Raw genomic sequence first — 17037 nt, forward strand, 5'->3', positions numbered from 1 at the left:
TGGAACACTGCGCAGATTACTCTGCGGCAGGCTCTTCTTTCTTGATCTCTTCGCCGGTTTCCTGATCGACGACTTTCATCGACAGGCGGACCTTGCCGCGATCGTCAAAGCCCAACAGCTTGACCTTGACCTCTTGGCCTTCCTTCAAAACGTCCGAAGGATGGTTCAGGCGGCGGTTTTCGATCTGGGATACATGAACCAGGCCGTCGCGCTTGCCAAAGAAGTTCACGAAGGCGCCGAAATCGACGATCTTCACGACAGTACCGGTATAAACCATGCCTTCTTCGGGCTCTGCCACGATCGAGTGGATCATGTCATAGGCTTTCTTGATCGAATCGCCATTGGGAGACGCAATCTTGATGATGCCGTCGTCGTTGATGTCGACCTTGGCACCCGACACTTCGACGATCTCGCGGATCACTTTACCGCCCGAGCCGATGACCTCACGGATTTTGTCCGTGGGCACCTGCATGGTTTCGATGCGTGGCGCGTGGATCGAGAAGTCGGCAGCACCCTGGATGGCTTTGCCCATTTCGCCCAGAATGTGCATCCGGCCTGCTTTGGCCTGCTCTAGGGCTTTCTCCATGATCTCGGGCGTGATGCCTGCGATCTTGATGTCCATCTGCAGCGAGGTGATCCCGTTTTCGGTGCCTGCCACTTTGAAGTCCATGTCGCCCAAGTGGTCTTCGTCGCCCAGAATATCCGACAGGATCGCATAAGACCCGTCTTCTTCCAGGATCAGACCCATGGCCACACCAGCAACCGCATTTTTCAGCGGTACGCCCGCGTCCATCATCGACAGCGAGCCGCCGCAAACGGAAGCCATCGAGCTTGAGCCGTTGGATTCGGTGATCTCCGACACCAGACGCACGGTGTAGGGGAAGTCGGTCGATGCAGGCAGGACCGCTTGCAGCGCGCGCCATGCCAGTTTGCCGTGACCGATTTCGCGACGGCCGGGAGGGCCAACGCGACCCGCTTCACCCACCGAGTAGGGGGGGAAGTTGTAGTGCAGCAGGAAGTTGGATTTGAAGTTGCCGTGCAGAGCGTCGATGAACTGTTCATCATCGCCGGTGCCCAGCGTGGTCACGACCAGACCCTGGGTTTCACCACGGGTAAACAGCGCCGAACCGTGGGTCCGGGGCAGCAGGCCCGTCTGGCAGACGATGTCGCGGATCTCGTCGGTTTTACGACCGTCGATGCGGGTGCCGGTCTTGACCACGTCACCGCGCAGGATGGAGGCTTCAAGCCCTTTGAGCGCGGAACCGAGGTTCGGATCTTCGGCCTGCTCGTCGGTCAGGGCCTCAAGGATTGCGGTGCGGGCAGCAGCCACAGCGCTTGTGCGCTCTTGCTTGTCGCTGATCGCGAATGCGGCGCGCATCTGCTCTTCACCGGCGGCTTTGACAGCTGCGGACAGGTCCGAATAGTCAGGCGCCTGGAAGTCAAACGGCTCTTTCGCGGACTCTTCGGCCAGCGAAATGATCAGGTCGATCACGGGCTGGAACTGCTCGTGGGCAAACTTCACCGCACCCAGCATTTCGGCCTCGGACAGCTCATAGGCTTCGGATTCGACCATCATGACCGCGTCTTTGGTGCCGGCCACAACCAGATCAAGGCGTTGTTCAGGGTTCAAACGCAGGTCCTGCATGTCATCGACAGTTGGGTTCAGGATGTATTCGCCATCCTCAAAGCCAACGCGGCAGGCACCGATGGGGCCCATGAACGGCGCGCCGGAAATGGTCAGGGCGGCCGAGGCGGCGATCATCGCAACCATGTCGGGGTCGTTGACCAGATCGTGGGACAGCACGGTACACATCACCAGAACTTCGTGCTTGAAGCCGGAAACGAACAGGGGCCGGATCGGACGGTCGATCAAACGGGCGGTCAGGGTTTCTTTCTCGGTGGGCCGCGCCTCACGCTTGAAGAAACCGCCGGGGATTTTGCCCGCGGCATAGTATTTCTCTTGGTAGTGGACGGTCAGGGGAAAGAAGTCCTGGCCAGGCTTGGGCTTTTTGGCAAACGTGACGTTTGCCATGACGCTGGTTTCGCCCAGCGTGGCAATGACAGACCCGTCCGCTTGACGGGCAACCTTGCCGGTTTCCAGTGTGAGCGTCTCTTCGCCCCACTGCATCGATTTTTTCACTTCGTTGAACATCTAGGTTTCCTAAGTTGGCCCGATTGGCCATTTGCATAGGGGGCGTATTCCCCCTGACCCCTGTATCTTCTTTTGCGGGCGCTGAGGTCCGGGCGCCATGCTTTCAGATTGTGCGCGCATACAGGAGATTTCGTTGAAATGAAAGCGTGGCGATGTGTCCGCCTTACCAAGGTCGCCGGGGCGGTTTTGAAAAGGCAATCGGCGCGTCGGGAAAGAGATCATTGGTTTGCGTTTTGGGGTCTGGTGTGCCCCATTTCGTCATCCATTTGGCAGGTGCGGCGAGGGTGCCACCGGCCTGCCATTCGAAATACCCCAACGCCCCTGGCGCAGGGATCGGGTCGCAGGGTTCGGGATTGATCAGGGTCAGCCCCGCCTGACCGCCAAACCATTCGCTGTCGGATGCGGTGATGACGCCCGTTACCTCGACCGTGCCTATGATACACCCGCGTGGCAGATCGGCAGGGGCCGGGCACTTGACCCCATGCTTGCCCAACCGCCAATGGAGATAGCGAAACTCTTCCTCTTTCAGCCCCGCCGCCGCATGGATACAGATGCGCCCCGGCCCCATACGGCCTGCGCGGATTGACCCCAATGTGCGATTCTCGATTGGTTTGTGGCCCGCAATGATGGCCCAAGCCGAAGGCTGGCGAACAGATAGCGCGATGCGGGGCATGTGTTCCATGCCCCCAGGGTAGCGCGCAGTCGGGGCTGGTCCATGCCCCGGCGTGTGCCTATGTTTGCGCAAACGAAAGGGATCATCATGCGCATTTTGTTTACAGGTGGATCGGGCAAGGCCGGGCGGCATGCGGTTGCGTACTTGCGAGATCAAGGGCACCGCGTGGTGAACTTTGACCGCGCGCCTCTGGAGATGGACGGCGTTGATGACCGCTTGGGCGATATGACGGATGCGGGTCAGGTGTTCGATGTGTTGTCGAGCTATGCAGGCTTTGACGAGCTTGAGCCTGGCACCGGCGTGCCGTCGTTTGACGCTGTTGTGCATTTTGCTGCCGTGCCGCGCATTTTGGTCACCGGCGACAACGAGACGTACCGCACCAACACAATGGGAACCTACAATGTCATCGACGCGGCGTTGAAAATGGGTGTGCGCAAGGTGGTGTTTGCCTCCTCCGAGACGACCTATGGCGTTTGTTTCGCGGATGGAGAGCGCAAGCCAGAGTATTTACCGATCGACGAAGAGCATCCCGTGATCCCAGAGGACAGCTATGCCATGTCCAAGGTTGTGAACGAAGTAACAGCGCGCAGTTTTCAACGCCGGTCCGGCGCCGATATCTATGGGTTGCGCATCAACAACGTGATCGAGCCGCACGAATATGCTGAGAACTTCCCGGCATTCATGGAAAACCCCGACCTGCGGTTACGCAACTTCTTTGCCTATATCGACGCGCGTGATCTGGGGCAGATGGTGCAATGCTGCTTGGATACGGACGGACTGGGGTTCGAAGTGTTTAATGTGTCGAATGACGACCACTCGGTGGCTTTGGACACGGATGCCCTGGTCGCCCGCTATTACGACGGCGTTCCCGTCGCCGCGATGGGCGCGCGCGAAACGTTCTATTCGAATGCCAAGGCCAAGCGGCTGCTGGGGTTCAAGCCCGCGCATTCATGGCGCGATTACCTGTCGGACTAAGCCGCGCCTGGCCAAAGAACCTTGCTCTATCGGAATCCCGACAGACGACCTGTTTTCGCGGGGCAGTCCCCCTTACATTTGAGACCGAGATAGATTCACGCTCTTTGGACACAGGCAGGACGAAATAGTGACCAACATGAATGTAACTGACCGCGCCCTTTTGCCCGACTACCTAAGGCTGATTGCGCTGTTTGGTATCGTGATCGTCAACGTCCAGTTCATCGCATTTTCTGTTTTGCACGGGTTCACGGACCCGGTCGCAGAAACCTTTGGCGACGCGCTGACCCTTTGGATGGTGAATGGCGTGGCGCTGCTCAAGACTTATGGGCTGTTTTCGTTCATGTTTGGCGTTGGCCTTGGCCTTTTGATGCGCTCGGCCGAGAGACGAGGGCTACCCTTTGGGCGCATTTATCGCAACCGGATGGCTGGTCTGCTTCTTTTGGGTGTCGCGCACGGGTGCCTGTTCTTTCCGGGCGATATTCTTGTCATCTACGCGGTGACCGGCTCTATCCTCTACTTCTTTCGCAACTGGACAGTGGGCAGGCTGGCCAAAGTCGGCGTGGTTCTGCTTGTTCTGCAACTGATCATCGGCTTGCCGTTGTTGTTGCTGCCGTCCGAAACATCTGCCGAGGTCTTCGGGTTCGAAGCGGCGGCGCTCACCCAAGGCTCATTCCTTGACGCTGCACTGTTCAGAAGCATCGGTTTTGCGTTCACCCTCCCGCTGTTCCTGGTCATCCAGGGGATCTCGGCGCTGGGTTGGTTTTGCCTTGGTCTCGCATCCGTAAAATCGGGGATGATAGACAACGCCGACCATCCGCTTTGGGCGCGGGCACGCCGGTGGTGCCTGTTGCCGGGTCTTGCCCTAAGTCTGATTGGCGCAGGTCTTTGGCAATGGGGCCCGGCAACGCTTGGTGTCTCTCTCACAGTTGTCGTGGCTCCGATTGCAACCATCGGATATCTCGGGTTGATCGCGGCAATCGCCAATCCTCCAGGGCCGATCATGTCCAAGGCGCTTGCCGCAGGCGGCTCCAGCCTCAGCATCTATCTTGGTCAGTCGATTGTCCTGTCGACCATATTCTCGAGCTATGGTCTTGGGCTTTGGAACGAAGTCGATCGGGCAACGGCCACATTGATTGCAGTGCTGGTGACGGGGATGCTGATCCTGGCGCTCAGCTTTTGGCGCAATTGGTTCCGGCTGGGGCCATTTGAATGGCTGTTGCGGCGGATCACATATGCCGGCGTCGCGGCACGCCCAGGTTAAACAGCGTCGCTGCGTTGATCTCCGATGCCCACATCAACGAAAAAAGCCGCGCTGGGATGGCGCGGCTTTATCTTAATCATAGGGTAGCGAACGCTTAGCGGCGCAGGCCCAGACGTTTGATCAGGTCTTGATAGCGTGCTTCGTCCTTGGACTTGGTGTAGTCCAACAGTTTGCGGCGCAGGGCCACCATTTTCAGCAGGCCACGGCGGCCGTGGTTGTCTTTCTTGTGGGTCTTGAAGTGCTCGGTCAGGGTCGCGATACGCGAGCTGAGGATCGCAATCTGAACTTCGGGCGAACCGGTGTCGCCTTCCTTCGTTGCGAACTCTTTCATGACGCGGGCTTTTTCTTCGGCTGTAATCGACATCGTGGTCTCCTATTCTAGGGTTTCAAGACGCCGCCGCCCGGGATGTCGTCCAGTGCGGGGCCATGTTCAATCCCAAGCGATTGCCGGGGATGCGCGCGTATAGGAGAGAATCGCAGAGATGGCAAAGTGTTATTTGCCCACGCCCCAACCGATCCTGATCAGAGCGGTGCCATACCCGAGGATTGTGCGAGGCTCAGGGGCATAACCGCGATGTCTTCAAGGGTAATTTCCGCGCCATTGCCCACATGGGCCACGGCCACACCGTTCATCAGAACCTGGGTGGTCAGCGCATTTTCAGGGTCAGGCTGGAGTGTAATTTCGGGCTCTTCGTCGCCATCTTCATAGACCAGTAGGATGTTGTCGTCTTCGGCATCGAAATCGATGATGTCGGCGGCATGCCCCTCACTGATCCAGCTGCCAAGCACAACAGTATCGTTGCCATCACCCGGGGTGACCACGTCATCCTTGCCCGCGATAATCACATCATCACCACTGCCGCCGTTCAGGAAATCGCCGGTGTCGGTGTCGTCCATTTCAGGCGTGTCGGGGTCATCCTCAACCCCGTTAATCAGATCATTGCCGTAACCGCCGAACAAGCTGTCCTGCCCGGCGCCGCCGCTGAGCGTATCGTTGCCAAGGCCGCCATGCACCGCATCCTTGCCAGCGTCCCCATCCAACAGATCGTCGCCTGCGGAACCTTGCATGCTGTCATTTCCGTCGCCGCCGGTCAGCGTGTCATCGCCATTATGGCCAAACATATCGTCGTCACCTGCACCCCCATCCATCAGGTCGGTGCCATCCTCGCCATGCAGGGTATCGTCACCTGCGCCGCCTGCGATGGTGTCGTCGCCTTCCTCGCCGTACAGCGTATCGGCATCTGCCGTGCCGGTCAGTGTGTCGTCATTTTCGGTGCCGAGGATCAAATCAGGATCATCAGGCGAGCTGGGGTCAGTGCCCGTGGCATCATCCTCTGCCGGGTCATTCACGTCATTTGTGGCGTCCACGGTATCATCGTCCTCGTTCGAGGATCCGCCCATGTCGGTGATCCCGACGGCACCAACGGCCATGAGACCCATCAAACCTGCCAACCAAAGCATTACTGTTTCCTAAACCCAACAAGGCACAACTGCCCACGCCTCAATACCCGCTCACAGGCTGGTCTGGCAAAGCAATTTGAACAGGTTGGTTAATTGACCCTTGCCTTAAACCCAGGGCTCCGGCTGTTGGACATACGGCAGATAAAGCGGGTGTTTCGGGTGCCCCGCCTTGGACAGACCCAGATGAAACACGGGCCGATCCGCCGCCTGCAAAAGCGCCGCCACATGCGTCCCGCGATCCAGATGCGCGCCATGAGTGCCCCAGGCGGCAATCACATCAGTGGCCCACTGCGCCCGCTCTGTGATAGCGGCGTCATTTTCGGGTCCGACAGGGTCGGCGGCGGCCTTCATCCCGCGCGGATCGGTATCGCGCCAGGCAAAGATGTTGGTGACGGCAAAACTGCCATAACCCAGCGTGCGCGCCCGCCGCTCACATCGTTCAACCGTTGGGTCGTTCTGCACTTCGGTCGCGGTAGAGGGGTTGAGCATCACGAAATTCACGCGCCGCCCTGCTGGTTCCCAGATGCGGGTCAGACTGTAACGATACCGCTCGCAGTCTGAATAAACGGCGGTCGAGGGGGCATCGCCCTTGGTATGGGTGCGGGTGATCATGATCTGCGTTGTGCCAGCACATCCGGCACGGTGCAAATGGGAAAGGCCGCCCCCGAGGGAGGGGCGGCCTTGAGGCGTTCAGGCGGGTAGTAGGATTATTCCGCAGGAACGGCGTTGGGCGTGCGGCGCAGGTCAAGAACCGCGCCTTTGGCCTCCATGATCGCGGCTGCGACCACGGCATAGACGATGTGACCCCACAGGGCGACCCATGTGATTCCGGTCCACCCGAGGAAAGGTTTGTTGCCGGTCACGAGGTGCGCCATGACGTAAAGGGCAAAGACCCAAAGGGCGACGCCATAGGCCACAGCCGTGATCGACCAGTGCAGGCGGGGCGCCACAGCCAGTTGCAGGGGGCGGGCAATGGCGAACCAGCCCACAGCGTAAAAGATCAGGCCGGTCAAGGCGTGCAGCAGGTGGGCGGCCCCCGATGGGTTGGCCCCAAAGATCGCTTTGAGCGAGGCACCGGCAAGGCCGACGGGCGCCAGCTTGGCATGACCAAGCAAGGGGCTGAGGCCGAGGCCAAAGGCGTCAAAGGCGATGGTGGCGAAGGCGCCTGCTGTCAGGACGGTGGTAGCTGTTTTAAGGGTTACTTGGGTCATGTGGTCTCTCCCATGAATGGACGTTTGTGCGTTCGATGAGATGAATATGGACCAAATGGTTCCGAATTGTCAGTCCCGCTCACGCAGCGCTGATCGCTCACATGGAATCTGTAACAATACGCGACGTCAAAGCCTGGCAATCCACCAGTTCACGGGCACATTGTTACAAAATAGGGCCCGTAAGGCGTACCTATTGGTGCGCCATGCCCCGACTTACAGGTTGAACACACGGGCCGGGTGCAGCTCACCCGCTTTGTAGCGGCCAACAGCAACAGGCACGCCATCCAGCGAGGCCCAGCATTCATCGCCATATTCCACGTCCGATGCCATCACCATGCCGGGATTGCCGTTGCGCATGCGCACGGCGCCTTCTGGCGTGGCACGTACTTCGGGCAGATCTGCCAAGCCATCCGCCACCGGGCGCAAATACGCATCCAGCGCCTCGGTTTGCGCCATCTCTTCGACCTGAGCCATGCTCAGGCCCTCGGACGCCTCAAACGGCCCGGACCAGATGCGGCGCAAGTCGCGGACATGTGCATAACACCCCAACGCCTCGCCCAGATCGCGCGCGATGGAGCGGACATAGCCGCCCTTGCCACAGATCATCTCAAGCGTGACGTGATCCGTATCCGGGCGGTCGGTGAGCACCAGTTCTTCAACCCACAAGGGGCGGGCTGCAATCTCGACGTCTGCACCATCGCGGGCCAGTTTATAGGCGCGCTGCCCATCAATCTTCACGGCAGAAAACTTGGGCGGCACCTGCATGATGTCCCCGACAAAACCGCTCAAAGCGTCCTTGATGGCCTCATCATCCGGGCGCAGGTCAGAGGTCGCGATGACCTCCCCTTCCGCGTCGTCGGTGTTGGTGGCCTGACCCAGCCGGACGGTAAAGGAATAGGCCTTCAGCGCGTCGGTAATGTAGGGCACCGTTTTGGTCGCCTCGCCCAGGGCCACCGCCAGAACGCCGGTCGCATCAGGGTCCAGGGTGCCCGCATGGCCCGCTTTCTTGGCCTGCATCGCCCAGCGGACCTTGTTGACCACAGCCGTGGATGTCGGCCCCGCGGGCTTGTCGATCACCAACCAACCGGAAATATCGCGCCCTTTGCGTGTGCGGCCCATATGCGTCGCCCCTTTCGTTCCAAGGGCTGCCGCCTATCGCAGGGCCGCGCGGCTTGTCAATCGGGGGCTAGTTGTCGGCGGCCACAACTGTGCCGACAATCGGCCCAAGGGCAAATCCAAAGTCGTTCCGCCCCAGATCAGGCGCATAAAGCCGCGAGATATTGCCATCGAAATAGAGGGCGTTGGGCAAAGCCAGCACATCGCGAAACAGGCTGCCAAACTCGTGAAAGGTCACCGCGTTGTTCGAAATGACAAAGACCGCGCGGGTGCCATCCGCATTGGTGCCCACGCCGTTGCGAATATAGCGCGACGTGCTGTCGGGCAGAAACCGGGGGTGCAGCGCACCGTCAATCACCAACATGGGCCCCGATTGCGTGGCATGATCACAAGCAGGCCCTTCGTCGATATAGCGCAAGGTCTCGATCACCTGCGCCCGACCGGGCGCCAGACACAGCACGCCATTCGGCAAAAGGCCAAAATTGCCCGGCCCCGCATTGGGGATCACACGCATCAACTCGGTGCCATTTTCGATATAATGACCCACGGGCGCGCGGTTGTCGTGATACATGCCGGCATTCATGGCAAAGCCCAACACCTTGCCGGAAGAGGCCAGCGCCGCGTCCACACGGGCAAACTGGCCATAGGGCCGATCATCGGCATCGTACAAAAACAGGCGCAACTCTTCACGGGTGGTATCAACCTCGCACAGAGTATATCGATTGCCCTCTGAGGTCAGATCACGGCAATCGGCGGCCCAGACAGGTCCGGCCATCGCAGCCAACACCAAAAGGGCCAGACGGATCATTCCTCGGCGTCCCGCCGCACGTCCTCGACCACAACGTCCTGGGCCAGCATCCGCCGGGTTTCGTCCATCCGGTCAAAAGTCTCGTCCAGTTGAAACCTCAGATCAGGCGCAAACTTCAAGGCCAGCTTTTTCGACACCGCACGGCGCAGCTCACCCTTGTTGCGGGCCAAGAGCTTGACGACGTCTTCCTGGCCCTGCCCCCCCAACGGCAACACAAAGGCCGTCGCGATCTTTAGGTCAGGCGAGGTGCGCACTTCGCCCACGGTGATCGACATGCGGTTCAGTTCGGGGTCATGCACATCGCCACGCGCCAGCACCTCGGACAGGGTCCGGCGAATCAATTCGCCCACACGCAGCTGTCGCTGAGACGGGCCGGGACCATCATGAAATTTGTTCTTTGCCATTTGTCCCATCTAAGGGAGGCACGGGGCTTTGCCAAGCGATGCAAGGCGGGTTAGGACAGCGGGAAGTTGCCAAGGAAGGGTCGGACTATGTCAGAATTGCCGGGGATCGTGATTGCAGGGGCGTCGGGCCGCATGGGTCAGATGCTGATCCAGACGGTCATGGCCAGTGACAAGGTCCGGCTTGCGGGGGCATTGGAACGGCCCGGCCATGATTGGGTTGGTCAAGATGTTGGCATAGCGATGGGCGGCACGACCCTCGGAGTTGTGGTCAGTGATGATGTGCTGGAAACCATGTCCCAAGCACAGGCGGTGATCGACTTTACGGCGCCCGAGGCAACCCTGGCTCTGAACAAGATCGCGGCCCAGGCCCGCGCCGCCCATATCATTGGCACCACCGGCATGACCGAGGCCCAGATCGAGCAATTGGAACCGGCCAGCCGCCACTGCACCATCGTGCGCGCAGGCAACATGAGCCTTGGTGTCAACCTGCTGGTGCAATTGACCAAACAGGTGGCCGCCGCCCTGGACGAAGATTTCGACATCGAAGTGATCGAGGCGCACCACCACCACAAGGTCGACGCGCCTTCGGGCACAGCGCTTATGCTGGGCGAGGCCGCCGCCGAAGGGCGGGGCGTGGACCTGAACGCGGTCAAGGACGCGGCGCGTGACGGGATCACAGGGGCCCGAACGCGCGGGCATATCGGCTTTTCCAACATCCGGGGCGGCGACATTGTAGGTGAACACGACGTGCTCTTTGCGGGTCAGGGCGAGCGGATCGTGCTGCGCCATATGGCGACGGATCGGGCGCTGTTTGCCAAGGGCGCGCTCAAGGCGACGTTGTGGGCGTTGGACCAACGCCCCGGCGCCTATGACATGCTGGATGTGCTGGGCCTGCGCAAATAGTTGCCGATTGCGCCGCAGTTTTTGACCCGGTGCAGTGAACCAAAACAGCGTGCTCCGCGTAACACCCTTGAAGCTGAAAGATGTTCCAAGGGGTTTCACCATGCGCGTTCTAGCAAGTGCACTTGTCGCAATGGCGGTTGCCGGCACAGCTCAGGCCGAGTTGATCAAGGTTGATGATCAAAAGGAATTCGTGGACGTGGTGGCGGGCAAGACCCTGACCCGCCCTCTGATCAAGATCAGCGTCAAACCCGACGGCCGCATCGAAGGACGCGGCGCGCGCTGGGACATCGAAGGCACGTGGTCATGGAAAGACGGCTATTTCTGTCGCGACCTGTTCTGGGGCGGCGACGCGCTGGGCTACAACTGCCAGGCTGTCGAGGCGACGGCGGATGGCCGGATCAAATTCACGTCAGACAGGGGTAAAGGCGACAGCGCGATGTTCCGGTTGCGTTGAACCTGACGCGCCTTGGCTCGCCACTTCAAGGCTTAGTATCCTGTTGGTCCATTCACGACGATGCCAGTGCCGGTTTAACCACCCAACGCATCGATGTTGTTTCTGACAAAGGTTTGGACTTCGCCGGGAAGCGCTGAAAACTTAAACGCAGTCCCTTTCTTAGCTTTTGTAGGTGACGTGGCATCGTCAATAACTCCGGCATCCAGAGTAAAGAAGTAGTGCAGCTTGGGACGGGCTTCCTTTGTCACGTGAAAGACCTCTTTGCCTTTCTTCTTTTCCCCCAATTGCCAGTTGATGTGCCAAGTGTCACCCGCCATGTCCCACTGGCTATATCCGGGCGTGAACAAAACCTCGACGCCTGCAACTGTCTTTGTATCCATGGTGTTAATTTCCTAACTTAAGTGAAGATTTAACTAATAAAATCAGGCTATTTGCCTTTCGCCATCAAAGTCAATCATCAATGGAATGGGTCGTCACAGGCAATTCGCATGTTTGCTGTGCCAAGTATGGATCGCCTCAGGCACAGGATAGAACTTGCTAAAGCGTTTCCTTCAAGGAGCGGACGCTTCATTCACGAAATTGAAATACAGCATCGACCTGCCGGTCAAATCTAGCTCTGTAGATGTGAAGCAGACAGGGATATGGCATCCCGATGGTCCTCAAAAGTCGACCGCGATACCCTTCTTTTCCCAATCGCCGTACCGAACCGGTTCCGGTCCGTCGCGGCCGCCCAGTTCGGCGGGCCACTCGACCTCTTTGGCGGCCTTACGTCGCGCTTCGGCCTCGGCCAGGGCGCGCTGGGCGGCGGGGGGCAGGTCAGCAGGCGTTTCGTCGGACATGGTGGCTTCCTTATACGGCGTGCCCTTGATATACGCCCGGCCTGCGCATCGGCAAGTCGCTGCGCCATCAGCTTTCGGAGACGATATGAGCGATTTGGGTCTGCCCGCGCGCCGCAGCGCCATTTTTCTGCTGGATCAGATCATGGGCGAAGGCAAGCTTTTGCCCGAACTGATCGGCGCGGGCGTGCTGGACCGGCTTGCACCCGAGGACCGGGCACGCGCCCAGCGTTTGACCGTCGAAACCCTGCGCGGGATCGAGCGCGCGGATCGCATATTGCAAAAGCATTTGCAGAAATACCCGCCCCTGACCGTGCGCAATGCGCTCCGCGTGGGCACGATCGAGTTGTGCAATGGCGGCGCGGCCCACGGCGTCGTGAATGCCATGGTCAGCATAATTTCCAAGCACAAGCATTATGGCCACCTCAAGGGGCTTGTGAACGCGGTACTGCGCAAAGTCGCAACGACAGGCCCCGAGCAGTGGAATGCGCTGCGTACGCCGCGCTTGCCCAAATGGTTGCGCGGTCCGCTGGTTGAGGCTTGGGGCGGTCAGACCGTATTGGGGATGGAGGCTGCGTTTTTCGCCGGTGCCCCGCTGGACTTGACAGCCAAAGGCGATGCAGAGGCCGTGGCCAAGGCCGTTGGAGGCACGCTGACGCCCACCGGTTCGGTCCGTGTCCCCGCGGGGACACAGGTGTCGGCGATGCCCGGATTTACTCAAGGAGACTGGTGGGTGCAGGACCCCGCCGCTGCCCTGCCCGCCAAGGTACTGGATGCCCAACCGGGCGAAGACGTGTTGGACCTGTGCGCCGCGCCTGGCGGCAAGACCCTGCAAATGGCTGCGGCTGGCGCCAATGTCACGTCGGTGGATATCTCGTCCAGCCGGATGCTGCGTGTGTCCCAGAACCTGGTCCGCACCAGGCTGGGCGCGGATGTGCAAGTGGCGGATATGTTCACGCTGACGGGCCAATATGATGCCGTTCTGTTGGACGCGCCCTGCTCAGCGACCGGCACGATCCGGCGCCACCCTGATCTGCCCTTTGCCAAGGATGGGTCCGAGTTCGCCGACCTCATCGACATGCAAAGCCGGATGATCGACCATGCGCTGACCCTGCTCAAGCCTGGCGGGCGGCTGGTGTTTTGTACCTGTTCGCTGCTGCCGGACGAGGGCGAGGTGCAGGTCGAAGAGGCGTTGGAACGCCATCCCGCCCTCAGCATCGACCGTACCGCACTTGACCGTCCCGGCATCGACCCCGCCTGGATCACCGAGGAAGGGGGCCTGCGCCTGCGCCCTGATTTCTGGGCAGAGATTGGCCACATGGACGGGTTTTACGTCGCCGCGATGCGCAAAGCGGGCTGAGAACGCGTGACTTGCTGACCCGGCGGGGTTATGATCTGCCAAAGAGCGCCCCAGAAGCGTCGAGGCAGTAGAGTATGTCCACCCCATTTGGGTTCACGGCCCGCAAGGCCCGGTTTTTGAACCGTTGGCACGCCCGGCGCACCACGCGCGCCAGGGCGGCAACGGCGTTTGTGTCGTCGCCCGAACCGCGCACCATCGGCAGCTTTGCCAAGGGGCGGCAGTTGGTGGCAGGCAACTACCTGTTTGCAGGCGCTTTGGTCGAGGCACCCGGCGTTGATGTATGGGACGTTAACGCACCGGACGGTGCCTACCTTGAGGCTTTGCATGGCTTTGCCTGGATGGATGACCTGGCGGCTGTTGGTGACGCGTCCACCCGGGAGGTTGGACAAAAGTGGTTGTGGGGGTGGATTGACCGCTATGGCCAGGGACGCGGGCCCGGTTGGACGCCGGACCTGACCGGTCGACGGCTGATCCGCTGGATCAACCACGCGCTGTTCGTCCTGCGCGGCACCGAAGCGGAACAGTCGGACGCGTTCTATCAATCTCTGGCCCAGCAAACGACGTTTCTGTCCAAGCGCTGGTATGCGGCTGCGCCGGGCTTGCCCCGGTTCGAGGCGCTGACGGGCCTCATTTATGCCGGGCTGTCGTTGGAGGGGATGGATGATCTGGCCACGCCTGCCGTCACCGCGCTGGCGCAGGAATGCACCGATCAGATTGACGACGAGGGTGGTTTGCCCACGCGCAACCCCGAAGAGTTGCTGGATGTCTTTACTCTGCTCACCTGGGCCTCTGCCGCGCTGACCGATGCGGGGCGCGCGACGCCCGTGCCGCACCTCGCGGCCATTGAACGGATTGCACCGACCCTGCGCACCTTGCGCCATTCCGATGGAGGCCTGGCGCGGTTTCACGGCGGTGGCCGGGGGCAGGAAGGGTGGCTGGACCATGCGCTGGCCTCTTGCGACGTGAAGACCCGGCAACCCGATGGGTTGTCGATGGGTTATGCGCGGCTGAGCGCGGGGCGCACCAGTGTGATCATCGACGCGGCCACGCCGCCCGCACCGGGCGCGAGCTTTAACGCGCATGCCTCGACGCTGGCTTTTGAGGTCACTTCGGGGCGCAGGCCGTTGATCGTGAATTGCGGATCGGGGGCGAGTTTCGGTGCGGATTGGCGACGGGCGGGGCGCGCCACACCGTCGCACTCTGCCTTGTGCCTGGACGGATATTCCAGCGCGCGATTGGGCGATGCGGATCGGGCCACGGCCCGTGAGGCGCTCGTGGATGCGCCGTCTCATGTGCCCATCGAGGTGAGCCATGCGCCGGATGGCTTGCGGTTTCAGGGCGGGCATAACGGCTATGTCAAAACCCATGGGTTGACCCATGCACGCCAGCTTGAGCTGACCTTTGATGGGCGGGGCATGGCGGGCGAGGACATGCTGCTGGCGCTCGAAGATGCGGAAAAACGCCTGTTTGACAGGGTGATGGACGGCAAGAAACTGGCAGGCGTGCCTTTTGACATCCGCTTTCACCTGCACCCCGAAGTTGACGCGGCCCTCGACATGGGCGGCAGTGCCGTTTCCATCGCGCTCAAAAGCGGAGAGATCTGGGTGTTTCGCCATGACGGGACGCAGACCCTGGCGCTGGAACCTAGCGTTTATCTGGAAAAAGGCCGCCTGAAACCCCGCGCGGCCCTGCAGATCGTGTTGTCGGGCAAGGCCATGGATTATGCGACCCGCGTGCGCTGGTCCTTGTCCAAGGCGCAGGAAACTGCCATGGGCATCCGCGATCTCAACAGGGATGCGCCCGGTGTCATCCCAGACGAATAGGACTGCTGCCCCATGACCGACCTTGCCCCGCTGAACCGTGCCCTGATTTCTGTGTCCGACAAGACGGGGTTGGTGGAATTCGCCACTGCACTGGCAGGCCACGGGGTCGAGTTGCTGAGCACGGGGGGAACGGCGGCAGCGCTGCGCGCCGCCGGGCTGGACGTCAAGGACGTGTCAGAGGTTACAGGCTTTCCAGAAATGATGGATGGCCGGGTCAAGACGCTGCACCCGGTGGTCCATGGCGGGTTGCTCGCCCTGCGCGACAATGACGACCACGTGGCCGCGATGCAGGCCCATGACATCGGCCCTATCGATCTGGTGGTTGTGAACCTTTATCCGTTTGAGGAAACGGTGGCTAAAGGCGCTGCATATGCCGAAGTGATCGAGAATATCGACATTGGTGGCCCGGCGATGATCCGCTCGGCGGCCAAGAACCATGGCTTTGTATCCGTGGTCGTCGATGTGGAGGATTATGCCGCAGTGCTGGCCGAGATGGATGCCAATGACGGTCAAACAGGATACGCGTTGCGCCAGCGTTTGGCGCAGACGGCCTATGCCCGGACGGCGGCTTATGACACGGCTGTGAGCACCTGGATGGCGGCCCAAGTGGGCGGTACGCCGCGCCGTCGCACCTTTGGCGGGACGCTGGCCCAGTCGTTGCGCTATGGCGAGAACCCGCATCAGGCGGCGGCGTTTTATACGGACGGCTCGGCCCGTCCGGGGCTGGCGACGGCAGTGCAGCATCAGGGCAAAGAGCTGTCTTACAACAATATCAACGACACCGATGCGGCCTTTGAATTGGTGAGTGAATTTGCGGGCAAAGGCCCTGCCTGTGCGATCATCAAGCACGCGAACCCATGTGGTGTGGCCACCGGTGCGACGCTGAAAGAGGCCTATGCCCGTGCCTTTGACTGTGATCGGACGTCGGCCTTTGGCGGGATCATTGCGCTGAACACTGAACTGGACGCAGAGACTGCGCGTGAGATCACGGGTATCTTTACCGAAGTTGTGATTGCGCCCGGGGCCAGTAATGAGGCCGTGAGTATTTTTAAAGAGAAGAAGAATCTGAGGCTTTTGACCACTGATGGTCTGGCCGATCCTGCCGTTGCGGCTTTGGCTGTGAAACAAGTGTCGGGCGGCTTTCTGGTGCAGGACAAGGATGTTGGCCGTGTTGACCTGGACGACCTGAAGGTTGTGACCAAGCGCCAGCCGACAGATCAGGAAATGGCGGATATGCTGTTTGCCTGGACGGTGGCGAAACATGTGAAATCCAACGCCATCATCTACGTCAAGGACGGGGCCACTGTCGGCGTAGGCGCGGGCCAGATGAGCCGTGTGGACAGCACCCGCATCGCCGCGCGCAAGGCTCAGGACATGGCCGAAGTGATGGGCCTGCCCGCTCCACTGACACAAGGGTCGGTTGTGGCGTCGGATGCGTTCTTTCCTTTTGCCGATGGGTTGATCACGGCGGCAGAGGCGGGGGCAACGGCCCTGATCCAGCCCGGTGGGTCGATGCGCGATGATGAGGTGATTGCCGCGGCGGACGAGGCCGGTTTGGCGATGGTCTTTACGGGCATGCGTCATTTCCGGCATTAAGCCC

At 60.5% G+C, this 17037-nt stretch carries 18 protein-coding genes; 7 read left to right on the forward strand and 11 right to left on the reverse strand.

All coding sequences use genetic code 11. The features are described from left to right. Positions 1-16: 16 nt before the first annotated feature. A complete protein-coding gene (pnp, locus tag Q1A44_RS03565) occupies positions 17-2152 on the reverse strand; it encodes a polyribonucleotide nucleotidyltransferase (RefSeq protein ID WP_299619764.1) in 2136 nt (711 codons plus the stop codon). Positions 2153-2315: 163 nt separating this feature from the next. Next, a complete protein-coding gene (locus Q1A44_RS03570) occupies positions 2316-2834 on the reverse strand; it encodes an ASCH domain-containing protein (RefSeq protein ID WP_299619767.1) in 519 nt (172 codons plus the stop codon). Between the two features lie 78 nt (positions 2835-2912). Here Q1A44_RS03570 and Q1A44_RS03575 point away from each other — a divergent pair, with 78 nt between their 5' ends. Together Q1A44_RS03575 and Q1A44_RS03580 are read left to right on the forward strand one after the other, a co-directional pair. Further along, positions 2913-3800, forward strand: coding sequence for an NAD(P)-dependent oxidoreductase (locus Q1A44_RS03575; protein WP_299619770.1), 888 nt, complete (start codon positions 2913-2915; stop codon positions 3798-3800). Between the two features lie 136 nt (positions 3801-3936). Then, positions 3937-5061: a DUF418 domain-containing protein gene (locus Q1A44_RS03580; RefSeq protein WP_299619773.1), complete on the forward strand. Its 1125-nt coding sequence runs from the start codon at positions 3937-3939 to the stop codon at positions 5059-5061. Between the two features lie 94 nt (positions 5062-5155). Here Q1A44_RS03580 and rpsO read toward each other — a convergent pair whose 3' ends face one another. The 7 genes from rpsO to rbfA all read right to left on the reverse strand — a co-directional run bounded on the left by rpsO (position 5156) and on the right by rbfA (position 10061). Then, a complete protein-coding gene (gene rpsO / locus Q1A44_RS03585; protein ID WP_299619776.1) occupies positions 5156-5425 on the reverse strand; it encodes a 30S ribosomal protein S15 in 270 nt (89 codons plus the stop codon). Between the two features lie 158 nt (positions 5426-5583). Then, positions 5584-6522: a calcium-binding protein gene (locus Q1A44_RS03590; RefSeq protein WP_299619779.1), complete on the reverse strand. Its 939-nt coding sequence runs from the start codon at positions 6520-6522 to the stop codon at positions 5584-5586. Between the two features lie 105 nt (positions 6523-6627). After that, positions 6628-7134: a DUF1643 domain-containing protein gene (locus Q1A44_RS03595; RefSeq protein WP_299619782.1), complete on the reverse strand. Its 507-nt coding sequence runs from the start codon at positions 7132-7134 to the stop codon at positions 6628-6630. A gap of 95 nt (positions 7135-7229) precedes the next feature. Continuing rightward, on the reverse strand, positions 7230-7733 hold the full coding sequence (locus tag Q1A44_RS03600) for a hypothetical protein (RefSeq protein WP_299619785.1): 504 nt from the start codon (positions 7731-7733) through the stop codon (positions 7230-7232). Between the two features lie 213 nt (positions 7734-7946). Further along, on the reverse strand, positions 7947-8852 hold the full coding sequence (gene truB, locus Q1A44_RS03605) for a tRNA pseudouridine(55) synthase TruB (RefSeq protein WP_299619787.1): 906 nt from the start codon (positions 8850-8852) through the stop codon (positions 7947-7949). Positions 8853-8919: 67 nt separating this feature from the next. Then, the gene (locus tag Q1A44_RS03610) at positions 8920-9657 is read right to left on the reverse strand and encodes a phosphodiester glycosidase family protein (protein WP_299619790.1); all 738 of its coding nucleotides are present in this window, start codon (positions 9655-9657) and stop codon (positions 8920-8922) included. Then, positions 9654-10061 (reverse strand): 30S ribosome-binding factor RbfA, encoded by a 408-nt coding sequence (gene rbfA / locus Q1A44_RS03615; protein WP_299619792.1) that lies wholly within the window; start codon positions 10059-10061, stop codon positions 9654-9656. The genes Q1A44_RS03610 and rbfA overlap by 4 nt, the downstream gene beginning before the upstream one ends. Positions 10062-10148: 87 nt before the next feature. Here rbfA and dapB point away from each other — a divergent pair, with 87 nt between their 5' ends. Next, the gene (gene dapB, locus Q1A44_RS03620) at positions 10149-10964 is read left to right on the forward strand and encodes a 4-hydroxy-tetrahydrodipicolinate reductase (RefSeq protein ID WP_299619794.1); all 816 of its coding nucleotides are present in this window, start codon (positions 10149-10151) and stop codon (positions 10962-10964) included. Positions 10965-11064: 100 nt separating this feature from the next. Continuing rightward, positions 11065-11418 carry a dihydrodipicolinate reductase gene (locus Q1A44_RS03625; RefSeq protein WP_299619796.1) on the forward strand — a complete coding sequence of 118 codons (354 nt, stop codon included), beginning with the start codon at positions 11065-11067 and terminating at the stop codon, positions 11416-11418. A gap of 74 nt (positions 11419-11492) precedes the next feature. Here the strand turns inward: Q1A44_RS03625 and Q1A44_RS03630 are convergent, their stop codons facing one another. Further along, positions 11493-11798 carry a hypothetical protein gene (locus tag Q1A44_RS03630; RefSeq protein ID WP_299619798.1) on the reverse strand — a complete coding sequence of 102 codons (306 nt, stop codon included), beginning with the start codon at positions 11796-11798 and terminating at the stop codon, positions 11493-11495. A gap of 279 nt (positions 11799-12077) precedes the next feature. Continuing rightward, a complete protein-coding gene (locus Q1A44_RS03635; protein WP_299619800.1) occupies positions 12078-12257 on the reverse strand; it encodes a DUF1674 domain-containing protein in 180 nt (59 codons plus the stop codon). 85 nt (positions 12258-12342) lie between these two features. On the opposite strand from Q1A44_RS03635, the gene Q1A44_RS03640 reads away from it, so the two are divergent. The 3 genes from Q1A44_RS03640 (at position 12343) to purH (ending at position 17033) form a co-directional block, all read left to right on the forward strand. Next, positions 12343-13614, forward strand: a complete 1272-nt coding sequence (locus Q1A44_RS03640; protein ID WP_299619802.1) for an RsmB/NOP family class I SAM-dependent RNA methyltransferase — start codon at positions 12343-12345, stop codon at positions 13612-13614. 74 nt (positions 13615-13688) lie between these two features. Next, a complete protein-coding gene (locus Q1A44_RS03645; protein WP_299619804.1) occupies positions 13689-15437 on the forward strand; it encodes a heparinase II/III family protein in 1749 nt (582 codons plus the stop codon). A 12-nt stretch (positions 15438-15449) separates the two neighbouring features. After that, the gene (gene purH / locus Q1A44_RS03650) at positions 15450-17033 is read left to right on the forward strand and encodes a bifunctional phosphoribosylaminoimidazolecarboxamide formyltransferase/IMP cyclohydrolase (protein WP_299619806.1); all 1584 of its coding nucleotides are present in this window, start codon (positions 15450-15452) and stop codon (positions 17031-17033) included. Positions 17034-17037: the final 4 nt, after the last annotated feature.

Source organism: uncultured Tateyamaria sp. (assembly GCF_947503705.1).
Classification (GTDB): Bacteria; Pseudomonadota; Alphaproteobacteria; order Rhodobacterales; family Rhodobacteraceae; genus Tateyamaria.